Source organism: Kitasatospora sp. NBC_00458, assembly GCF_036013975.1.
Lineage (GTDB): Bacteria > Actinomycetota > Actinomycetes > Streptomycetales > Streptomycetaceae > Kitasatospora.
In genome coordinates, this window is record NZ_CP107904.1 from 4,039,276 (window position 1) to 4,059,789 (window position 20,514).

A 20,514-nucleotide genomic window follows, 5' to 3' on the forward strand; every position below is an offset into this window, starting at 1 on the left:
CGACAGGGCTTGGGTCAGCGCAGTTCGTCGGAGTCGAGCGGTTCCCACCCCTCCATGACCTCCTCCGGGTAGGCCTCCACCCGGGCCGCACGGGGGGCCGGCGGCGCCGACGGTGCCTCACTCTTCGGCTTGGCGGCGGCCCGGCGGCGGCCCGGGATCGCCCGCATCGCCTCGCCGATGTCCGCCACCTCGACGACCTTCATCCCCGGCGGGACCTTGCCCGGGTCCGGCGGGACCAGCGCGTGGGTGAAGCCCAGGCGGTGGGCCTCGGCCAGCCGCCGCTGCACGCCCGTCACCCGCCGGACCTCGCCGGCCAGGCCGACCTCGCCGATCGCCACCAGGTTGCTGGGCAGCGGGATGTCGGAGGAGGAGCTGGCCACCGCGAGGGCGATCGCGAGGTCCGCCGAGGGCTCGGAGAGCTTCACCCCGCCCACGGTGGCGGTGTAGATGTCCTGCTTGCCGAGCTTGACCCCGCCGTGCCGCTCCACCACGGCCAGGATCATCGCGATCCGGGGCGACTCCAGCCCGGAGGTCGTCCGGCGCGGCGACGGGATCTGCGAGTCCACCATCAGCGCCTGCACCTCGGCGACCAGCGGGCGCTTGCCCTCCAGGGTGACGGTCAGGCACGTGCCCGGGACGGGCTTGTCACGCCTGGTCAGGAAGAGGCCGGACGGGTCGGCCAGGCCCTCGATCCCCTCGTCGTGCAGCTCGAAGCAGCCCACCTCGTCGGTGGCGCCGTACCGGTTCTTGATCCCGCGGATGATCCGGAGGCGGGCGTGCCGGTCCCCCTCGAAGCTCAGCACCACGTCCACCAGGTGCTCCAGCAGGCGGGGGCCGGCGATCTGGCCGTCCTTGGTGACGTGGCCGACCAGCAGGGTGGCCATCCCGCGGTCCTTGGAGGCCCGGATCAGCGCGCCGGCCACCTCGCGGACCTGCGCCGGACCGCCCGGCGCACCGTCCAGCTCGGCGGAGGCGATGGTCTGCACCGAGTCCAGGATCAGCAGGCCGGGGCCGACCGCCTCGATGTGTCCGAGGACGGCGCCGAGGTCGGACTCGGCGGCCAGGTAGAGGTGCTCGGAGAGCGCGTTGATCCGGTCGGCGCGGAGCCGGACCTGGCCGGCCGACTCCTCCCCGGTGACGTAGAGCGTGCGGTGCTGCGCGGAGGCCGCCTTGGCGGCGACGTCCAGCAGCAGGGTGGACTTGCCGACACCGGGCTCGCCGGCCAGCAGCACCACGGCGCCGGGGACCAGGCCGCCGCCGAGCACCCGGTCGAGCTCGGACACGCCGGTGGAGCGGGCCGTGGCCACCTGGCCGTCCACCTGGCCGATCGGGCGGGCGGGCGCGCTGACCGGCCCGGCGGCCGTCGTCCGGATCGGCACCGCGCCGTACTCCTCGACCGTGCCCCAGGCGTTGCACTCCGGGCAGCGGCCCACCCACTTGGGCAGCTGGTTGCCGCACTCGGTGCAGCGGTACGCCGGGCGCGGCTTGGCGGTGGTCTTGGTACGGGCAGCCATGCGGTCACCGTAGCGCCTGGGTACGACAGCGCGGGGGCCGTGCGGTGCGGTGGGGCGGTGCGGTGGGGTGGGGTGATGGTGCGGTGCGGTGGGGCGGTCTGACGGACGGGGCGGTGGACGCGCGGCGGGCGGCGGTGGTCGCGGGTGCCCGGCGGGGCCGGGGCCGGGCCGGTCCGGGCGGGACCACCGGTCCACGAATGGGCGATGTTGTTACCCGAAAGAAGTACAACCGGGCGGAAAGGCCCGGGAGGGGCGGGCGGCCTCTCTACCGTCGGACGGGTGACAACGAGTACGGAACGGCCGCGGGACACCGTCCTCGCGGCGTACGACCGGCAGGTGGACGGCCTCTTCACCTACTGCCTCTCGGTGCTGTGCGAGCACGAGGCGGCCGGGGCCGCCCTGCGCGAGGTGCGTGAACTGGCGGTCCGGCACGGCGCCCGGCTCGCCGAGCCCGGCCTGGTGCGGGCCTGGCTGTACTCGCTGGCGCGCTACTGCTGCCTGCGGCGGCTGGCGGACGGGCCCGGAGTCCCCGGGCCGGGCGGTGAGCCGGGTCCCCGGGATCCGGCGGGCCGGGATTCGGCGGCCCGGGGGGACACGGCCGGACGGCGCCGCCGCGAGCTGGCCTCGCTGGCCTGGCCCGAGGCGGCCGGCACCGACCCCGAACAGCGCGAGGCCCTGGAGCTGTCGGTGCGCCACCGGCTGAGTCCCATCGAGGTCGCTGCCGTGCTGGGCCTGCCGTTCGAGACCGTCCGGACGCTGCTGGTCTCCGCCCGGGCCGAGGTCGACCGCACCAGGGCGGCCCTGCTGGTGCTCGGCGTCGGCAGCTGTCCCGAACTGGACCGGCTCGGCGGGGCCGGGGCGGAGAGCTGGCGGGACTGGGTGCTCGGCCCGGCACTGCGGCGCGAGCTGGTGCAGCACGTGGTGGACTGCCCGACCTGCCGGGGGACGGCGGAGCGGGTGGCGGTCGAGGCACCGGAGGGCGCCGCCGGGCTGTCGGGGCTCCCGGTGCTCACCGCACCCCCGGCGGCGGACATCCCGTCCGGGCCCGCGGCCTTCCTGCCGCGGGCGGTGCGGGGGACGGCCGGGCGGGGGACGGCGGTGCGGGGGACGGCCGGGCGGCGGGCGGGCGGTCCGGCGCCGGTGACCGAGCCGGCGCTCCGGTTCGACCAGGGCGGGTTCCCGCGCCACCGCGCGCCGGACACCGGCCGGGGCCCGACGGTGCGCCGGCGGGTGGTGACCACCGGGGTGCTGGCCGCCGTCCTGGCCGCTCCGGTGGTCGCGCTCTGGGCCGGGCACCGCGGCGGCGACGGAGCCGGGGCGGCGGCGGTCTCCTCGGTCCGGGTCGAGGAGGACGGGCGGGCGGACCCGCGCCGTCCGGCCGGCCCGCCGGGACGGCCCGGGCAGGCGGACGGAGCGGCGGGCGGGCCGGGAACGGCCGGGGTGCCGGCCGTTCCGGCGGTGGCCGGGATGGAGCTGGCGGGGGCCGGGCCCTTGAGTGCAGAAACGTTGCTGCCTGGGATCCAGGGCCCACTGATTCCGGTACCGGGGCACGGCGCGACCCCGCTCGGCAGCCCGACGCTGGTCGCCGCACCGGCACCCGCCACCGGCCCGGCCACGGCCGCCGGGCCTGCGCCGGACCGGTCCGGCTCCGCGGCACCGGCACCGGCACCGGCACCGGTCGGCCTGCTCACGGTCGACGCGGGCGAGTACGGCAACCGGACGGTGCTCACCCTGACCAACTCCGGCGGCACCGAGATCCGGTGGCACGCCGATGTCGACGCCGCCTGGCTCCGGCTCAGCCGCGACGCCGGGACGCTCGCACCGGGCCAGCGGATCACCGTGATCGTCACCGTCGACGAGAGCCTCGCCCCGGGCACCCGCTGGACCGCCCGGATCGCGCTGCCGCCCTCGCAGGCCGTCGTCACCCTGGAGGGCGGGCCGCAGCACCGCGGCGGCGTCACCCCGGCCCCGGCCGAGCCGGGCGGCGCCGACCCGACCACCGGACCGGGCCCTGAACCGGGACCCACCGGCGGGCACTCGCCCTCCGGCACGCCGGCCGCCACACCCTCCGGTACGCCGTCGAACGGGCCGGGGAGCCCGACGCCCGCGACGACCGGCCCGGCCACCACCGCACCGTCGGCCACCCCGACCGGAACCACCGGGGCGACGCCGACGGCCACGGAGTCCCCCTCCGCCCCCGCCTCCCCCTCCCCCTCCTCAACCTCCGCTCCGCCCGGCCCGGCGACCCCCGCCGACGCGCCGTCCGGGAGCCCCTCCCCGCGCTGAGCCCGCGGGGCGCGGCGACGCGCGGCGGCACGGGGTGGCGGGTGCTTCCCGGGAGGCGGTGAGGCCCGTCAGGCGGTGAGGCCCGCGACCGCGTCGCCGACGTACTTGGCCCCGAGGACGATCAGGACCACCATCATGATCGCCGCGTTGTGCGCGGCCATCCACGCCTTCCACTCCCCCAGGACCCGGGCCGCCCGGTCCCCGCCGAACAGGTACACCCCCAACGGGACCAGCGTGCAGAGCGAGCCGATCAGCACCATCAGCACGGCGGCGACCGCCTTGCCGGCACCCGAGGCGTCGGCGGTCGCGATCGAGACGGCGCCGCCGACGGCCAGCACCAGGTTCTTCGGGTTCGCCGCCACCAGCGCCGCACCGAGACCGGCCGCCTTCCCCGGGGTGAACCGGTCCACCGCCTCCATCCACACCGGCGGCCCGTGCACGTGGCCCTCGCGCGGACGGGCCCGCCACTGCCTGAGCCCCAGAAGCAGGAACAGCACGCCCAGCGCCAGCTTGAGCCACCAGGCCCAGGACGGCTCGGCCGAGCCGGCGGAGAGCCCCGACCCGGCCGACACCACCACCGCGACCACCGCCGACAGCGCCATCACCCAGCCGGCGGCGAACGCCGTCCCGTTGCGCCGCCCCCTGGGCGTGGCCAGCATCAGCACCACGGCGACCAGCGGCATCGGGCTGATCGCGATGCCCACGGCCGAGGCCAGCATCGAACCGACCGCGTCACCCATCCCCGACTCCCTCCGTGCCCGGTACCGGGCGGCTACCGACGGCGGATCGGCGGCAGCCGGTAGGTGCCGTCCAGCGCGGCCGGCCGGGGCTGGTAGAGGCGGATCATCGGCCGGAACCCGCCCGCGGGCGTGGGCAGCCAGTTCGCCGCCTCGTCCGGGTCGGCGGGCCGGTCGTGCCGGAGGTGGAGGGTCAGCGAGCCGTCCGGGCCGTACACCAGGCCGGGGGTGCGGTCGCCGACCGAGTAGCGGTCGGCCGGGTTGGCGACCAGGTGGTACTCGGGCAGGCCGTACATGGTGACGGACCAGAAGGCGTCGGCGGGCGGCGGCCCGTCGAACCGCAGCGTGTAGTGGTGGGCGCCGGTGAGCGGGCGGCCGTCGGCGTCGTCGTACGTCATCGCGTACAGCGCCTCGTAGGCGTGGTTGCCCCAGAGCCCGGCCCGGGCGGCGGCGGCCCGGCTGAGGTAGGCGGCGCGGCGGTCGGGGATCCGCCACTCGGGGTCGTCGAGGGTGCCCGGACCGAGGAAGTCCACGTTGTAGTCGAACAGGTGGACTGCGGAGCGCCACTCCCCGGCCGGGTGGTCCTCGGGCGGGCGGGTCGCGTCCTCGACCCGCTCCCGGCCGGCGGCCAGGCCCTTCGCCAGGGCGAGCGTCCAGTCGGGCGCGGCGGCCCGGTACGGCGAGGGGCCGGGGTCGAGCAGACCGAGCGGCGCGAACCGCTGCTGGTAGGCACGGTCGGCCCCGGCCGGAGGAAGGGCCGCCATCCAGACCCGGAGCCGTTCGAAGAAGGCCAGGCGCTCGGGCACCTCCGGGTCGGGTGCGGGCAGCCCGGCGGAGAGACCGCCCGGCTCCAGCGGTTCGAGCGTGAGACCGTCCTGGAGGGCCCGGACCCGGGGGAGGTCGTCCGGGCCGGAGCAGGCGAACCGGCCGACGACGGTGGCCACCGTGGTCGGCGCGACGATCACCCGGTCCGGGTCGGTCGGCGTGCCGTGCCAGTCGGGCGGGACGACCAGCCAGGTCTGTGCCCCGGTGCCGGTCGCCCGGCTGCCGAGGTAGGCGAAGTTGTCGGTCCACGCGTCGACGAACTGCAGCACGTGGTACGCCCCGGCGGTGTCCGGCAGCCGCAGGACCTGCGGGCCCTCGGAGAGGTCGAGCTGGGCCACCGAGTAGACGGTGTCGTTGTTGACGGAGACGAAGTCGTCCTCGGGGCCGGCCAGCCGGGTGGCGTGGCCGAAGCGGTTGTACGGGGTCGCCGGCAGGACGCCCATGCCGCCCCGGACGAACCGGTCGACCACGGTGAGACCGGCGACGAGCGGGTAGCCGTAGACGTAGGCGTCGGCCGCCAGGGCCTCCAACTCCGGCTGGGACATGGGGTGTGCCTCCTCGGGGCGTGGGTCTCCTCGGGGCCCGGGGCCGCGGGCCGGGCGAACCCCCTGGGCTCCGGGGCTCCGGGGCTCCGGGGCTCCGGGCGTGAGGGTTTCCGGGTGCGGTTCTTCAGGACGGGCGGACGGGACGGACGGCCGCCGCGCCCGGTGCCCCGGCACGGCCCCGGCCGGGCGTCACCGCGGGGTGAGCGGTGGCAGCGTCCAGCGGCCGTCGAGCGCCCGGTCGTCCGGGCCGTAGAGGCGGACGACCACGCTGAACGGGCCGTCCGGTGCGGGCAGCCAGTTGGCGGAGTGCTGGGCGTCGGCCGGGCGCTTGTGCTGGACGTAGAGGGTGAGGCCGCCGTCCGGGTCGGTGACCAGACCGGGCGTGCGGTCGCCGATCGAGTAGCGGTCCAGGGTGTTGTCGACCAGCAGGCGGTCCGGGAGCCCGTACATGGTGGCGGACCAGAAGAACCGCGCGGGCGGCAGCCGTCCGGGTTCGAACCGCAGGACGTAGTCGCGGTCGGCGGCGTCGGGCGGTCGGTTGCCCTCGCTGTCGGCGAGCCATCCGCCGTACCAGGCCTCCTCGGCGGGCAGCCCGTACAGGCCCTTCAGCGCGCCGAGGGCCTGCTCCAGGTACGCGGTGCCGATCTGCTCCCGGGTGCCGAACAGCCCCGCGGAGCCGACGGTCCGCTCGGCGGCGCGGGCCAGTTCGGCGCGGCCGTCGGCGATGCCGCGCTCCATCTCGGCACGGACCGCGATCGGCAGGGCCGCCGGTTCGAACTCGCCCCGGCCGTCGACGCCGAGGTCGGCCAGCCGGCCGCGCAGGTCGGCCTCGGCGGGCGGCGCCGGGAAGAAGCCGAGCAGGAAGTCCAGGAGGGAGAAGAACTCGATGGTGTCCGGCACCTCCTCGCGCCAGACCGGCCAGACCGGGTTCGGGGCGGGCTCGGGGGCGGGCGTGCCGGCGTACTCGTGCAGCGGGCGGAGCCGGTACTGCCGCTGGATCCGCTCCACCTCCCCGACGGCCTCGGGGGACGGCCCGGAGAGGTAGGTGCGGCCGAGGACGCCGATCAGCCGGCCGGCGGTGCGGATCACGCCCTTGAGACCGGCGGGGGCCTCGCCCTTCCAGTCGGGACCGGCCACCAGGTAGTCGCCGGGTTCCTGACCGGTGGTCCGGGAGCCGATGAACCCGGCGTACACGGTGTCGAGTTCGTGCAGCGGGAGGACGTAGTAGCGGTCCACGGCGGGGACGGACACCACCCACGGCTCGGCCCTCAGGTCGAGCCAGGCCCAGGAGTAGGGCGTGTCGTTGTTGGGGGTGACGACGTCGGTGTCGGCCGGGGTGAACGGGCGCCGGTGGTGGCGGAAGACGCCGAAGCCGCCGACGTACCTCGGGTCGGCGTCGTCCACCGCCTGCACGTACATGGTGCGGTAGTTCTGCAGGATCGGATAGCCGCGGACCCATGCCTCGGCGGCGGTCGCGCGGATGGTGGCCGGGTCCACGAGTGCCGGGTTGACCATGGTGCCGCTCTTCCCTCGTCCGTTCCCCGGTGCCGGAGCACGGTGAACTGATTCGGACATTCAGGTACAGAGCGCATGCTATGCGGCACCCGGAGGGTCGGCATCTCGACTGCGGACGGCCTGCGGGGCGGCCCGGGGAGCGGCACAGGAGGGCCCTCCGGGGCCGCGGCGGACGCGGTTCGGGGGCGGTGGACGCGGTTCGGGGGCGGCTCGGGCGTGGTCTCCGCCCAGCGCGAACGGGGGTGTACCGACCGGCGGGGCCGGGACAGTCTTACCGGTATGAAGATCCTCCTGCTTGGCGGCTCCTCCTTCCTCGGGCGGGCGTTCGCCTCCGAAGCGCTCGCCCGCGGCCACGAGGTCACCACCTTCAACCGCGGCCGGTCCGGCACCGACCTGACCGGCGTCGAGGCCGTCCGGGGTGACCGTGACTCCGCCGACGACCTGGCACGGCTGGCCGACGGCCGGCACTGGGACGCCGTCGTCGACACCTCCGCCCAGCAGCCCGCCCAGACCGCGCTCTCCGCCCGGCTGCTGCACGGTCGCACCGACCGCTACACCCTGGTCTCCTCCGTCCACGCCTTCGCCGACTGGCCCGCCCGGGTGGTCGACGAGGCCTCGGAGCTGCACCCGTGCCCGGCCGACACCCCGCCCGGCCAGGAGTTCAGCGCCGCGCTCAAGGCCGGCTGCGAGCGCGCGGTGCTGGAGGTCTTCGGACCCGACCGCACCACGGTCCTCAACAGCGGGCTGCTGATCGGCCCCCACGAGCTCGGCGGCCGGCTGCCCTGGTGGCTGGAGCGGATGGCCCGGGGCGGGCGGGTGCTGGCGCCGGGGGACCCGGACCGGACGATGCAGGTCATCGACGTCCGGGACTTCGCGGTGTTCGGGCTCGACCTGCTGACGGTGGGCGCGGCGGGCCGCTACCTCACCACGGCGCCGCCCGGCCGGCTGACCTACCGGGAGTTCCTGACCGGCTGCATCGAGGCGGTGGGGCCGGACGGCACCGGCGCGACCGCCGAACTGGTCTGGGTCGCGGACGGGCCGCTGCTGGCGGAGGGTCCGGACAGCGTCCAGCCGTGGAGCGAGCTCCCGCTCTGGGCCCCCGATCTGCCCGACATGGCCGGTGTCTGGCTCGTCGACACCGCCCGGGCGGAGGCCGCCGGGCTGCGCTGCCGCCCGTTCGCCGAGACCGCCCGGGACACCTGGGCCTGGCTGCGGGAGCGCGGGCCCGCCGCCGACACCGGGGCCGACGGGCGCAAGCACGGCCGGATCGTGCACGGGATCGAACCGGCGAAGGAGCAGCGGCTGCTGGCCGCCCTGGCCTGAACGGGGCGCGGGCCGACGGGACGGTGCACCGGGGCGGGGCGCGGGCCGGCGCCCTCCGGCCCCGCTGTGCGGCCGTGGAGGAGGACGGGGACTCCCCGCCCCGCCACGGCCGCACCGCGGACGGCAGTCGCCGGGGCCTCAGCGGCTGCGGCGGGTGACCAGCTCGGCCAGGACCAGCAGCTCGTCGGCGGCCGACGGCTCGGGCACGGCGACGGCCAGCTGGGCCAGCGCCGCGGCCATCCGCTCGCAGGACTCGCCCTGCGCCCAGGCCCGGCCGCCGGCCCCCTCGACGGCGGCCGCGCAGCTCGCCAGCTCCTCGGCGGTCAGCGCCCGGTCCAGCCCGTACAGCTCGGCCAGCCGGGCGCCGTCCGGGGTCCGGGAGCTCAGCGCCGCCACCACCGGCAGCGACTTCTTCCGGGCGACCAGGTCCGCACCGACCGGCTTGCCGGTGACGGACGGGTCGCCCCAGATGCCGATCAGGTCGTCGATCAGCTGGAACGCCAGGCCGATCTCCCGGCCGAAGCCGTCCATCGCCTGCGCGGCGGCGTCCGTGCCGCCCGCGTACCGCGCGCCCATCGCGCAGGCCGCGCCGAGCAGCGCGCCGGTCTTGGCCTCGGCCATCGCCAGGCATTCGGCCAGCGAAACGTCACTGCGCTGTTCGAAGGCGCAGTCGATCTGCTGGCCCTCGCAGAGCTCCACTACGCAGTCGGCCAGCCGGCGGACGGCGTCGGTCGCGGCCGGGTGGCCGTCCTCGGCGAGCAGGCGCAGCGCCAGGGAGTGCATGGCGTCACCGGCGAGGATCGCCTCGGTGGTGCCGAATACCCGCCAGGCCGTGGCGCGGTGCCGCCTGGTCTCGTCCCGGTCGATGATGTCGTCGTGCAGCAGGGTGAAGTTGTGCACCAGCTCGACGGCGGCCGCCGCCGCGGTGGCCGAGGCGGGGCTGCCGCCGAGGGCCTGGGTGGCGGCCAGCACCAGGGCCGGCCGGATGGCCTTGCCGGAGGAGGCGGCGGACGGCGAGCCGTCCGCCTCCCACCAGCCGAAGTGGTAGCCGGCCACCCGGCGCATGGTGCCGGGCAGCGAGTCGACGGCGGCGCGCAGGACCGGGTCGACCAGGCCGCGGGCACGGGCGAGGACGTCCTCGGCCTCGTGCCCCTCCCGATGGTCGCGCTCCAGCGTGAACATTCCCATGGGTCCTCCCCCTTGGTGGTGCGCCGGACCGGCGGCCGTGCGAGGGCCCGGTGCGGCGGCGTGCGGCGGCCCGGCCGCACGGTGGCCGGTGCGGCGACGGAGTACGGCTGCGGCGGGTGCGGCAGCGGCGGTGACGGGCAGCGGCGGGTGCGGCGACGCGGTGCGGCGGCGGGCGCCGCCCGGCCGGGTGCGGGTGCCCCGGCCGGGCGGCGCGGTTTCCGACCGGCCCCGGTCAGCCCTGGTGGTGCGTGAGGTCGACGTTCTCCAGCACGCCGACCGCGTCCGGCACCAGAATGGCGGCGGAGTAGTAGGTGCTCACGAGATAGGAAATGATGGCCTTCTCGCTGATGCCCATGAAGCGGACCGAGAGGCCCGGCTCGTATTCATCGGGAATTCCGGTCTGGTGCAGACCGACGACACCCTGGTTGTCCTCGCCGGTGCGCATGGCGAGGATCGAGCTGGTGTTCCCGCCGGCGATCGGGATCTTGTCGCACGGGAAGACCGGCACGCCGCGCCAGCCGAACACCTGCCGGCCCTGGACCTCGACGGTGTCCGGGTAGAGGCCGCGCCGGTTGCACTCGCGGCCGAACGCGGCGATGGCCCGCGGGTGGGCGAGGAACAGCTTGGTGCCGCGGCGGCGGCTGAGCAGCTCGTCCATGTCGTCGGGGGTGGGCGGGCCGGAGTGGGTCTGGATCCGCTGACCGTGGTCGGCGTTGGTGAGCAGCCCGAACTCCGGGTTGTTGACCAGCTCGTGCTCCTGGCGCTCGCGCAGCGCCTCGACGGTCAGCCGGAGCTGGTGCTCGGTCTGGTTCATCGGCTGGTTGTAGAGGTCGGCGACCCGGGTGTGCACCTTGAGCACGGTCTGCGCGACGCTGAGCTCGTACTCGCGCGGCCTGAGCTCGTAGTCCACGAAGGCGCCGGGCAGTTCGTACTCGCCGTGGTGGCCCGCGGAGAGCCCGATGGCCGCCTCGCCGTGCTTGTTCTGCGGCTGCTGGAATCCGGCCAGGTACTCCATGACCTGCAGCTGGAGCGCCTCGGAGCGGTCCGCGAGCTCCTGGAAGGCGGGCCAGGACAGTGCGAGGACGGTGCCGGCGGTCGCCGCCCGCACCGAGTACGTCCAGGTGCCGTCCTCCTGCTGGAGCACCTCGTCGCCCAGGTGGTCGCCGTCGGCCAGGGTGCCGACCACCGCCTCCTCGCCGTATTTGCCGGTTCCGATCCGGTCGACCCTGCCGTACGCGATGATGAGGACCTCGTCGATCGGCGCCCCCGCCGCGACCAGGACCTCACCGGCGGAGAACTCGCGTTGGACGAACCGCCCGGCCAGCTCCTCCAGGAGGGCGTCGTCCTCGAAACCGCGCAGCACCGGCACCTCGCGCAGCGTCGGCGGGACGACCCGCACCGTGCTGCCGGTCCGGTCGAGGCCCACCCGGCCGCGGCCCGCGGTGTAGCGCAGTCGCCGGTTCACCCGGTACGTGCCGCCCGAGACCTCGACCCACGGGAGCGTCCTGAGCAGCCAGCGCGGGCTGATGCCCTGCATCTGCGGGGCGGACTTGGTGGTGGTCGCGAGATTCCGCGCCGCCACCGTGGCCAGGCTCTGCTGCTCCCCGGCCTGCGGTGCGCCGCCCGGTGCAGGAATACCGGTGTTGGTTTCGGTCGACATTAGGGAGCCCTTCGCATACCCGTACCCGATGAGGTGTCACCTTGCATCCCTCATGGTGGGCCCATTCGGAGGTCAACCGCAATCACTCTTTCGAGTGGTCGGAATAACCGAAAAAATAGGACGACTAGAATGTCTGATCGATATTTATTCGAGCAAATGATCCATCGCATCGCGGAACGGGACCCTCCGGTTCGCCTCCCCGGCCCGTGCACGTCGGACCCACCCCGCGTTCACGCCCGCGCAAGAGGCCGCTAAGGTGCCACTTCAAAGGGCCACGGGGCCAGTTGACGAGCGCGGCCGCACCGGATGCCCTCCCCTCGTTCACCCCTGCCCTGGGAGGCCTGATGAGCGCCCCCGTCACTGTCTGGCTCAACCGCACGTACGCCGAGAACGTGTTCTTCATCGAACAGTTGCGCGCCGCCCCGCGTCCGGTCCGGATCCACGCCACCCACCTCGACCCCGACTCGCCGGTCCTCGCCGCCGCCGACCACGCCGGCCTGGAACCGGGCGGCCTCACCCCGGACGCCTACGTCGACTTCGCCCTCGACTACTGCGCCCGCCACTCCGTCGACGTCTTCCTCCCCCGCCTGCACCAGCTGGCGATATCCCTGCACCGCCAGGAGTTCGAGGCGGTCGGCACCGCCCTCGCCTGCCCTCCCGCCACCGCGATCGCGGCCTTCGAGAGCAAGGCCGACGGCTACGCGGCGATCGCCGGGGCCGGCCTCCCCACCCCGCCCTGGTGGCTGGTCCGCACCGCCGAGGAGCTGGTCACCGCCGTCGACCTGATCGAGTCGGCCGGCCTCACCGCCTGCCTCAAACCCGCCTCCGGTGCCGGCGGCGAGGGCTTCCGGCTGCTCACCCGGGAGCCGTTCGGCCTGCACCGGCTGGCCGGCTGGGACAGCCGGGTCCAGGTCGACCAGGTGGCCGCCGCGCTGGCCGACGCCGCCCGCGGGGACGCCGGCGAGCCGGCCGACCTGCTGGTCATGCCGTACCTGGAGGGCCCCGAGATATCGGTGGACTGCCTGGCCGACCTGGACGGCACCCTGCTGGCCGCGGTGGGCCGCAGCAAGGACCGCCGCCGCCGGACCTTCACCACCGCGCCCCGCTACCTCGAACCCGCCCGCCGGGTGGTCGAGGCGACCGGGATGGCGTTCCTCTCCAACGTGCAGTTCCGCCACCTGCACGGCGAGCCGGTGGTGATCGACGTCAACACCCGCCCCTCCGGCGGCCTGCACCAGCTGGGCCTGTGCGGCCTCAACCTGCCCTGGAACGCGGTGCAGCTGGCGCTCGGCGAACGTCCGGACACCGAGTGGACCGTGGATCCGGCGAGCGTCGAGTACACCCTGGTCTCCGGCGTCCAGCCGGTGCTGCCGCGGCAGTCGCCGTTCCCCGCGCCGCCGGCCCTGGCCGGGCACCCGGAGGCCCAGCTGGTGCACTGACCGCCGCCGCCCCGGACCGGGCCGCTCGGCTCAGAGCGGCCCGTTCCAGTCCAGCGTCGGCTCCAGCACCCCCTCCAGGGTGAGCAGCCAGCGCTTCACGTCGATCCCGACCCGGCCGCCGCCGAAGCCGCCGATCCCGTCCGCCGCCACCACCCGGTGGCAGGGCACCAGCAGCGCGACCGGGTTGGCGGCCATCATCTGCCCGACCGTCCGGGCCGCCAGCCCGGGTTCCTCCACGTCGCCGAAGACCCCGCTGCGGGCCGCCAGCTCGCCGTACGTGATGGTCCGCCCGTACGGCACCTCGGTGAACAGCGTCTGCAGCACCGCGCGGTGCGGTCCGGTGCTCAGGCTCCAGTCGATCGGCAGGCCCAGCTCGCGGCGCCGGCCCGCCAGGTACTCGCCGACCCGGCCGCTGACCGCGGCGATCTTCGACTCGTCGGCGCAGCGCGGGATCTCACCGGAGCGGCCGAGGTACCCGACCGCCGCCACCCCCTGCGGCGTCACCGCCACGTGCAGCGGGCCGCTCGGCAGCGGCGTCTCCACCGTCAGCCACGACAGCGGCCCCGACCCGTACCGTTCCACCACGTCCGAACCCCCGCCCCGTCCAGCCGGTCCGGCCGCCGGCCACCCCGTCGCCCGGAGGACGCGCGCGGACCGCCCGCCCCGCGCGCCATCGTACGGCGGGCCGGGTCCGCGGTCCGGCGCGTCCTCCGCTACAGCCGCCCCTTCAGCTCCGCGGCGAGCGCCCGCGACCAGTGCGAGAGTTCCGCCCGGTCGGGGGCCCGCCCCTCGCACAGGACGCCCACCTGCGCGTCGTTGATCCGGTTCGGTCCCGGGATCTCCAGCAGGTACGCGAGCTCCTCCAGGACCGTGGCGAGCCGCTTGGCGTCCGCGTGTTCCAGGACGACGGCCGCCTCGTGGTGGCCGATGGTGAGAGAACCGGGCATGGCCTACCTCCTCCGTTCGCCCCCGCACTCCCTCCACCGTACGACCGGGCGGGGCGGGGCGCGCCCCGGCCGCACCCCGGCCCCGGACCCCGGCCGACCTCAGCGGGCCGCCCCGGCCCCCACCCCCGGACCCGGCTCCGCGGGCACCTCCCAGCGCCGGCAGCGCACCTCCCGCACCGAGAGCACCGCGACCCCGGCCAGCAGCTGCCACCCCGCGCCGAACAGCAGCACGGCGGACACCCCCACCCGGTCCGCGACCGGACCGGCCGCCGCCAGGCCGAGCGGCCCGAGCACGAACGCGCCCAGCCCGCCGAACGCCGTCACCCGCGCCAGCACCCCGGCCGGCACCCAGCTCTGCATCGTCGACTCGAACAGCGCGCCGCAGACCGCCGAACCCGCCCCGGCCACCAGCGCCGCCGCGACCGTCCAGCCCAGCGGCGCACCGGCCGCCAGCGCGGCCGAGGGCAGCGCCCAGCCGAAGGTCGCCACCGTGGCCACCGCGAGCGGCCGGCCGGGCCGGCGCCCGAGCATCAGCACGCCGCCGAGCACCGCGCCGACCCCGTACACGCCCAGCACCAGGCCCCAGGCCCGCGCACCGCCCAGCTCGCGCTGCGCGGTCAACGGGCCCAGCACCAGGAACGGGGCCCAGACCAGCAGGTTGAAGAGCGCCATCTGCACGGTGGTGGTCCAGAGCCACCGCCGGGAGCGGAACTCCGTCCAGCCCTCCCGGAGGTCGGCGAGCACCGAGCCGTCGCCGTCGCCGCCCGTCCCGGCGGGCCGGTCGACCCGGATCCGCGCCAGCGCCAGCGCGCCGACCCCGTACGTCACCGCGTCGATCAGCAGCACCGCCCCGGGCCCGTACCCCGCCGTGATCACCCCGGCGAGCGCCGGGCCCGCCACCGTCGACACCGACCGGGCCAGTCCCAGCAGGGCGTTGGCGTCCGGCAGCCGGTCCTTCCGGCGTACCAGGGCGGGTACCAGGGCGCCCAGCGCGGGCATGAACACCCCTTCGCCGAGCCCCCAGGCGGCGACCAGCGCGGCCATCGCCCAGACCGGTGCGTGCCCGGTCGCCAGCGCCACCGCGAACCCTCCCTGCACCGCGCAGCGCAGCACGTCCGACACCAGCATCACCCGACGGCTGCCCAGCCGGTCGGCGACCACCCCGCCGGCCAGCATCACCAGCACGATCGGCAGGATCCGGGCGGCCATCACCCAGCCCAGCTCCGTCCCGCCTCCCCCGCCGTCGAGCACCGCGAACGCCACTGCCACCGGCGCCATCGAGGAGCCGACGAGCGAGGTCGCGTAGCCGACGAAGAACCATCCGAAATCGCGCTCCCCCAGCACGGCCAGACGGCTGTTCAGCCGTCGGCGGCGGGCCGGTCCCTGCTTCGTCTCCACTGCCACGGGCGCCAAGTCTGCCCGTACACGAAGGCCTCGGACAAGGGTTTCCGAGGAAATACCTGAGCCTTTGTCACTCAATATCGGGGAGTCGCCCGACTGCCGCAGTAAATATCTCCAACAACCATGCCTGGTCAGCTGTTCACTGCGCCGACGGGTAGCATCGCAGAGCCTTGGAGCATCGCCGTTTACTGCGGAAGGAAGAGCCGATGCCGCTCCCGCCCCCGGTCGAGTACGCGGTCGCCGTCGAGCGCTACCTGGCGGCCTCCGGACTCGGCGCAGCCTCGCTCCGCGTCTACCGGATCGCCCTGCACACCTGGGCCTGGGCACTCGCCGACCGCACCGCCCCCACCGGCCCCGAACGGCGCCGGGCCCGCCCGCCCGTCCTGCCGCTCGCCCTGCTCGACCACCCCGACGCCGCCGCCCGCCTCCTGGCCGGCGCCACCCGGCGCGCCGACGGCACCGACCCGCGCACCCTCAACCGCGAGCTGTCCACCCTGCGGGCCGCCGTCGCCTGGTGGCGCGCCCAGGGCTGGATCCGCACCGACCCCACCACCGGCCTGCGCCCGCACGCCGTCCCCGCCACCGCCCCGGACCCCCTCACCCCCGAGCAGCTCCAGGCCCTCTTCGACCTCCGCGCTCCGCTCCGCGAGCAGACCCTCTGGCGCCTGCTGCACGAGAGCGGCGCCCCCGTCGAGACCGTCCTCGCCCTCGACGCCGACGCCCTCGACCTCCCCGGCCGCCGCACCCGGCCCCCGGCCCCGCCGCTGCGCTGGCGGACCGGCACCGCCCGCCTGCTCCCGCTCCTGCTCGCCGGCCGCACCACCGGTCCGCTCTTCCTCACCGACCGGCGCGCACCCGCCGGCACCCCCGCCGCCGACCGCTGCCCCCACACCGGCCGCGCCCGCCTCTCCTACCGCCGCGCCGCCGAACTCCTCACCGCCCGCACCGCTGCACTGGCGCCCGGCGGCTGGACCCTCCGCCGGCTCCGCCCGGCCCCCGGGGCGGCGTCCGGGACCGCCCCCGGGACGGCGTCCGTCTGAGGCCTCCGGCGCCGGAGGCGGCCGGGAACGGCGAACGGCCGGCCGCGGCACTCGCGTGCGGCGACCGGCCGTCCCCGGGGTCACGCCTGGGCGAACCCCCGGCGCAGCTCGGCGTCGGTGACGACACCGTTGTGGTGGTCGAGCTCCAGCCGGGCGATGCCCGCCAGGTGCGCGACCTGCCGGTCGCCGAGCAGCCCGGCCGCCAGCTCACTGCGCTCGAACGCCCCGACCGCCTCGGCGAGGTGGGCGGGAACGCGGGCCGTCCCGGTGTCCAGGTAGGCGTCGCCGTCGCTGGCCCGCGGCACCTTGAGACCGTTCTCGACACCGTGCCGGATCCCGGCGAGCACGGCCGCGAGCGCGGCGTACGGGTTGGCGTCGGCGCCCGGCAGCCGGACCTCCAGGTGGAGTCCGCCGCCGTGGCCGACCACCCGCACCGCGCAGGCACGGTTGTCCCGCCCCCAGTTGAAGCGGGTCGGGGCGAAGGAGTGGTCGCGGAAGCGGTGGTAGGAGTTCACGTAGGGCGCGTGGAGCGGGACCGTGACCGGCAGCACCTCCAGCAGCCCGGCGACGGCCTGCCCGCCCAGCTCCGACAGCCCGGCGCCGCCTTGCCCGGGCCCCGGCAGCACCGGCCCGTCCGCCCCGTACAGGGAGACGTGCAGGTGCATCCCGCTGCCGACCCCGGTGGCCGGGGACGCCATGAACGTCGGCGCCAGCCCGAGCCCGTCGGCGACCGCCCGGACGGCGTGCTTGAACAGCACGTGCTGCAGGCAGGCGAGCCGCGGTTCGCCGTACGGGAAGGTCACCTCGACCTGCCCGGGGGCGCCCTCCAGCTTCACCGCCTCCACCGGCAGTGCGGCGCCGGCCAGGGCCCGGCGCAGGCTCCGGGTGAACTCGGCGACCGCCCGGGGCTGGTCGAGGGCGTAGTCGCGGTTGTCCCAGGTCGCCGCGCGCAACCCGCGGAAGTCCCGCCCGGCGGCGTCCCGGACGCTCCCCTCGTAGAGGACGAACTCGGTCTCGACGCCGACCTGCACGCTCAGTCCGTGCCCGGCCAGCAGGGTCAGCTGGTCCTCCAGCAGGGTGTCCGGCGCCACCGGCAGCGGCTGCCCGCCCCCGGCCACCGGACGGCAGGTCACCAGCGCCGTTCCGGGCAGCCACGGCAGCAGCCGCGCGTCCGAGAGGTCCGCCGCCAGGGCCACGTCGGCGAAGCCGGTGCCCCAGGAGCCGAGCGTCCCGGTGCCCTCCGCGGACATGCCGAGGTCCGTGTCGAACACGTACCCGCACATCTCCGGGGTGAGGCGCCCGGAGGCCAGCCGCTCCAGCAGCACGCCGGCCTCGAACTCCTTGCCCTTGAGCCGGCCCTGCCAGTCCACCGCCGCCAGCAGCACGGTGTCGACGCCGCCGCCGCGCACCAGCGCCCGCAGCGGCCCGGTGGCCTGGGTCCCGCCCGCGGCCGCCGCGGCGGGGACGGCGGGCCGCCCCCGCCGGCCGGCCGGTCCGGCAGGCATCAGATCACGCTCCCGGTCAGCTCGGTCAGCTCGGCGCTCTGCTGCACCGGCGGGTTGTAGGACCGGCCGGCCTTCAGCCACCACAGGCCCGCGCCCACCAGCGCCACCAGCAGCGCGACGGGGGCGTAGTTGAACGTGTCCGAGGTGACCGGGTACGCCTGCGGGAGGCAGAACAGCACGGTGACCACGGCCACCCAGCAGACCGCCACGATCCCGATCGGCCTGCTCCAGCGGCCCAGCGTCCACGGCCCGGCCTGGAACGCCTTCCCCTTGCGCAGCCGCAGGTAGACCGGGATCGCGTAGGCCGGGGTCATCCCCAGGACGTTGATCGCCGTCACCGCCCCGTACGCCACCGGGCTGTACAGCGAGGGCAGGGCCAGCACCAGCGCCGCGCCCACCGCCAGCCAGACGCCCGCCACCGGGGTGCCGGTGCGCGGCGAGACCCGGCTCCAGAGGGCCGAGCCGGGCAGCGCGCCGTCCCGCGAGAAGGCGAAGACCATCCGGCTGGCCGCCGCGGTCTCGGCGTTGCCGCAGAAGAGCTGCGCGACGATCACCACGGCGAGCAGGGCCTTGGCGCCGTTCGGGCCCAGGGCGTCGAGGAAGATCTGCGCCGGCGGCACCCCGGTGGCCGAGCCGATGGTGCCGGCGTAGTCCTGGATCGCGTACAGCATGCCGGCCAGCAGGACGAACCCGGCGATCCAGCTCACCCAGATCGCCCGGACGATGCCGCGCGCGGCCGAGACCGACGCCCGGGTGGTCTCCTCCGACATGTGCGCGGAGGCGTCGTAGCCGGAGAACGTGTACTGCGCGAGCAGCAGGCCCAGGCAGGAGACGTAGACCGGGTTGGTCCAGCCGGTGTTGTTCACGAAGTGCGTGAACACCCAGGAGGTGTCCTGGTGCTGGGACGGCACGATCATCAGCGCGCCGACGATCACCACGACGCCGCCCAGGTGCCACCAGACCGAGACGCTGTTGAGCACCGACACCAGCCGCACGCCGCGCAGGTTCAGCCCGGCGTGGACCACCAGGATCACCATGAAGATCAGGAACAGCTTGCCCGGGGTCGGCTCGAACCCCCACTGGAGATTGGCCAGCGCGCCGACGAACGACGCGGCGCCGTAGTCGATCCCGGCTATGCCGCCGACCAGGCCGAGCAGGTTGAGCCAGCCGGTGGCCCAGCCCCAGCGCGGCCCGCCGAGGCGGTGGGCCATGAAGTAGAGCGCGCCGCTGGTCGGGTAGGCGCTGGTGACCTCGGCGAGCGCCATGCCCACCAGGATCACCATCAGCCCGACCCCGGCCCAGCCCCACAGCATCACGGCCGGGCCGCCGGTGTTCAGGCCGAAGCCGAACAGGGTCATGCAGCCGCTGAGGATCGAGATCACCGAGAAGCTGATCGCGAAGTTCCCGAACTCACCCATCCTGCGGTTGAGTTTGGGTTCGTATCCGAGGCGACGCAGCTGGGTGTCGTCGCTGTTGGGAGTTGCGTGGGCGGGGGGCATCGCCGGACCTCCGGGGACGGATTCTTGGGGACGGGGAAGCGGCAGCACGAGCGGGTTCAGTTCTGGGCGCTCGAACTGCCCACGTAGGCCTGGTGCCTGGCGGTGAGCAGGAGGCCCTCCGCGAGTTCCGGGGAGTCGGCGACGTGGATCCACGGCGCCTGGGACGCGAACGACCCCAGTGCGCCGAAGACCTCGACGGCCTCCCTCATCCGGATACCGGCCCACAGCGCGTGGGCGAGGTGGCTCAGGTCGACGACCGGCCACTGGTCGGGCTGGTCCGTGGCGGTCCAGCTCTCGAACGCGGCCATGGCGCGGTCGCGGTGGGGTTCCCGCAGCCACTGGCGGCGCGCGACGTCCCGCCGCCGGTCGCTGCGGTACTGCTCGACGGACAGGTACAGCGGCAGGACGAACAGCGGTGAGCCGTACGGCGCGTTCGGCATGACGAAGTTGACGAAGTCGGTCGCCGACCAGCGGCGCACGGTGAGCCAGTACCGCAGCATCCGGACGTGCGCCTCGCGGCTGAACGGATCACGCCGGTTGGCCTCGAAGAACAGGCCCCAGGGGCCCGGCGGAAGCATCATGTCCGGCCCCGGGTCCCGGTGTTCGGCCCGGCGCTGATCGGGGTCCAGGGCGGCCAGGGTGAGCAGGCAGAGCCAGGGAACCGGGTCTGCGGGCTGCTCCTCCACCGCGCGCCAGCTCGACTGCCGCGCCTTCTGCTCCAGTTCCACGGCGTCCCGGCGGCCGACGGCGTGGGCGGCCACCGCCCGCTCGACCTCCACCCGGAGCCGCAGGACCGCGAGGTCGGGACTCCCGGGATCCTCGTCGGCCCAGTGCTCCAGGGCGTCGGAACGGGGCGCCACCACGCCGAGCACCTGGGTCCTCGCCGATCTCCGGCTCCAGTCGCGCCCGGTGGAGTCCAGCAGGGACCGGGTGGACAGCCACCGTCCGACGCAGAGGTCGTCGACCGCCGCCCTCAACTCGGCATCGTGGCCGGCGGGGTGATACACGAGCCGCGCCGGCTCCCGGCCGGGCATCGCGTCCATCTGCCGTTCCTTCCTCAGGGCTCGTTCGGTACGCGGGCAGCCTCACC

Annotated in this window: 16 protein-coding genes; 4 read left to right on the forward strand and 12 right to left on the reverse strand. The window is 75.4% G+C overall.

Features of this window, described 5'->3' with window-relative positions:
- Positions 1-14: 14 nt before the first annotated feature.
- Positions 15-1,514, reverse strand: a complete 1,500-nt coding sequence (gene radA, locus OG550_RS16485) for a DNA repair protein RadA (protein WP_327678250.1) — start codon at positions 1,512-1,514, stop codon at positions 15-17.
- A 279-nt stretch (positions 1,515-1,793) separates the two neighbouring features.
- Here radA and OG550_RS16490 point away from each other — a divergent pair, with 279 nt between their 5' ends.
- A complete protein-coding gene (locus OG550_RS16490; RefSeq protein ID WP_327678252.1) occupies positions 1,794-3,800 on the forward strand; it encodes a BACON domain-containing protein in 2,007 nt (668 codons plus the stop codon).
- Positions 3,801-3,868: 68 nt separating this feature from the next.
- Here the strand turns inward: OG550_RS16490 and OG550_RS16495 are convergent, their stop codons facing one another.
- From OG550_RS16495 to OG550_RS16505, 3 genes are all read right to left on the reverse strand, one after another.
- The gene (locus tag OG550_RS16495) at positions 3,869-4,540 is read right to left on the reverse strand and encodes a GAP family protein (protein WP_327678254.1); all 672 of its coding nucleotides are present in this window, start codon (positions 4,538-4,540) and stop codon (positions 3,869-3,871) included.
- Positions 4,541-4,572: 32 nt separating this feature from the next.
- A complete protein-coding gene (locus OG550_RS16500) occupies positions 4,573-5,907 on the reverse strand; it encodes a DUF1254 domain-containing protein (protein ID WP_327678256.1) in 1,335 nt (444 codons plus the stop codon).
- 189 nt (positions 5,908-6,096) lie between these two features.
- On the reverse strand, positions 6,097-7,422 hold the full coding sequence (locus OG550_RS16505; protein ID WP_327678258.1) for a DUF1254 domain-containing protein: 1,326 nt from the start codon (positions 7,420-7,422) through the stop codon (positions 6,097-6,099).
- 279 nt (positions 7,423-7,701) lie between these two features.
- Here OG550_RS16505 and OG550_RS16510 point away from each other — a divergent pair, with 279 nt between their 5' ends.
- Positions 7,702-8,745 carry an NAD-dependent epimerase/dehydratase family protein gene (locus OG550_RS16510; RefSeq protein ID WP_327678259.1) on the forward strand — a complete coding sequence of 348 codons (1,044 nt, stop codon included), beginning with the start codon at positions 7,702-7,704 and terminating at the stop codon, positions 8,743-8,745.
- 138 nt (positions 8,746-8,883) lie between these two features.
- On the opposite strand, the gene OG550_RS16515 is transcribed toward OG550_RS16510, so the two are convergent.
- Together OG550_RS16515 and OG550_RS16520 are read right to left on the reverse strand one after the other, a co-directional pair.
- Positions 8,884-9,933, reverse strand: a complete 1,050-nt coding sequence (locus tag OG550_RS16515; RefSeq protein WP_327678261.1) for a family 2 encapsulin nanocompartment cargo protein polyprenyl transferase — start codon at positions 9,931-9,933, stop codon at positions 8,884-8,886.
- Positions 9,934-10,165: 232 nt separating this feature from the next.
- Complete coding sequence (locus OG550_RS16520; RefSeq protein ID WP_327678263.1) at positions 10,166-11,593, reverse strand: family 2B encapsulin nanocompartment shell protein; 1,428 nt, start codon at positions 11,591-11,593, stop codon at positions 10,166-10,168.
- Between the two features lie 344 nt (positions 11,594-11,937).
- Between OG550_RS16520 and OG550_RS16525 the strand changes: the two genes are divergently transcribed.
- Complete coding sequence (locus OG550_RS16525; protein WP_327678266.1) at positions 11,938-13,032, forward strand: ATP-grasp domain-containing protein; 1,095 nt, start codon at positions 11,938-11,940, stop codon at positions 13,030-13,032.
- Positions 13,033-13,062: 30 nt separating this feature from the next.
- On the opposite strand, the gene OG550_RS16530 is transcribed toward OG550_RS16525, so the two are convergent.
- The 3 genes from OG550_RS16530 to OG550_RS16540 all read right to left on the reverse strand — a co-directional run bounded on the left by OG550_RS16530 (position 13,063) and on the right by OG550_RS16540 (position 15,383).
- Entirely contained in the window at positions 13,063-13,617 is a 555-nt protein-coding gene (locus tag OG550_RS16530) for a methylated-DNA--[protein]-cysteine S-methyltransferase (protein ID WP_327678268.1), read from the reverse strand.
- Positions 13,618-13,745: 128 nt separating this feature from the next.
- Positions 13,746-13,979 (reverse strand): hypothetical protein, encoded by a 234-nt coding sequence (locus tag OG550_RS16535; RefSeq protein ID WP_327678269.1) that lies wholly within the window; start codon positions 13,977-13,979, stop codon positions 13,746-13,748.
- 99 nt (positions 13,980-14,078) lie between these two features.
- Positions 14,079-15,383, reverse strand: a complete 1,305-nt coding sequence (locus OG550_RS16540; RefSeq protein ID WP_327678271.1) for an MFS transporter — start codon at positions 15,381-15,383, stop codon at positions 14,079-14,081.
- Positions 15,384-15,586: 203 nt separating this feature from the next.
- Here OG550_RS16540 and OG550_RS16545 point away from each other — a divergent pair, with 203 nt between their 5' ends.
- Positions 15,587-16,420 (forward strand): hypothetical protein, encoded by an 834-nt coding sequence (locus OG550_RS16545; RefSeq protein WP_327678273.1) that lies wholly within the window; start codon positions 15,587-15,589, stop codon positions 16,418-16,420.
- Between the two features lie 80 nt (positions 16,421-16,500).
- Here OG550_RS16545 and OG550_RS16550 read toward each other — a convergent pair whose 3' ends face one another.
- From OG550_RS16550 to OG550_RS16560, 3 genes are read right to left on the reverse strand one after another with little or no spacing between them, the layout of a single operon-like run.
- On the reverse strand, positions 16,501-17,925 hold the full coding sequence (locus OG550_RS16550; protein ID WP_327678275.1) for a glutamine synthetase family protein: 1,425 nt from the start codon (positions 17,923-17,925) through the stop codon (positions 16,501-16,503).
- Entirely contained in the window at positions 17,925-19,424 is a 1,500-nt protein-coding gene (locus OG550_RS16555; protein WP_327678278.1) for an amino acid permease, read from the reverse strand. The genes OG550_RS16550 and OG550_RS16555 overlap by 1 nt, the downstream gene beginning before the upstream one ends.
- Positions 19,425-19,480: 56 nt before the next feature.
- A complete protein-coding gene (locus OG550_RS16560) occupies positions 19,481-20,467 on the reverse strand; it encodes a hypothetical protein (protein ID WP_327678280.1) in 987 nt (328 codons plus the stop codon).
- Between the last annotated feature and the right edge of the window lie 47 nt (positions 20,468-20,514).

What these genes read in the sequence shown, in the direction of transcription:
- radA (WP_327678250.1), bottom strand. Translation starts at nt 1,514, where the DNA reads ATGGCTGCCCGTACCAAGACCACCGCCAAGCCGCGCCCGGCGTACCGC.
- OG550_RS16495 (WP_327678254.1), bottom strand. Translation starts at nt 4,540, where the DNA reads ATGGGTGACGCGGTCGGTTCGATGCTGGCCTCGGCCGTGGGCATCGCG.
- OG550_RS16500 (WP_327678256.1), bottom strand. Translation starts at nt 5,907, where the DNA reads ATGTCCCAGCCGGAGTTGGAGGCCCTGGCGGCCGACGCCTACGTCTAC.
- OG550_RS16505 (WP_327678258.1), bottom strand. Translation starts at nt 7,422, where the DNA reads ATGGTCAACCCGGCACTCGTGGACCCGGCCACCATCCGCGCGACCGCC.
- OG550_RS16510 (WP_327678259.1), top strand. Translation starts at nt 7,702, where the DNA reads ATGAAGATCCTCCTGCTTGGCGGCTCCTCCTTCCTCGGGCGGGCGTTC.
- OG550_RS16515 (WP_327678261.1), bottom strand. Translation starts at nt 9,933, where the DNA reads ATGGGAATGTTCACGCTGGAGCGCGACCATCGGGAGGGGCACGAGGCC.
- OG550_RS16520 (WP_327678263.1), bottom strand. Translation starts at nt 11,593, where the DNA reads ATGTCGACCGAAACCAACACCGGTATTCCTGCACCGGGCGGCGCACCG.
- OG550_RS16525 (WP_327678266.1), top strand. Translation starts at nt 11,938, where the DNA reads ATGAGCGCCCCCGTCACTGTCTGGCTCAACCGCACGTACGCCGAGAAC.
- OG550_RS16535 (WP_327678269.1), bottom strand. Translation starts at nt 13,979, where the DNA reads ATGCCCGGTTCTCTCACCATCGGCCACCACGAGGCGGCCGTCGTCCTG.
- OG550_RS16545 (WP_327678273.1), top strand. Translation starts at nt 15,587, where the DNA reads ATGCCGCTCCCGCCCCCGGTCGAGTACGCGGTCGCCGTCGAGCGCTAC.
- OG550_RS16550 (WP_327678275.1), bottom strand. Translation starts at nt 17,925, where the DNA reads ATGCCTGCCGGACCGGCCGGCCGGCGGGGGCGGCCCGCCGTCCCCGCC.
- OG550_RS16555 (WP_327678278.1), bottom strand. Translation starts at nt 19,424, where the DNA reads ATGCCCCCCGCCCACGCAACTCCCAACAGCGACGACACCCAGCTGCGT.
- OG550_RS16560 (WP_327678280.1), bottom strand. Translation starts at nt 20,467, where the DNA reads ATGGACGCGATGCCCGGCCGGGAGCCGGCGCGGCTCGTGTATCACCCC.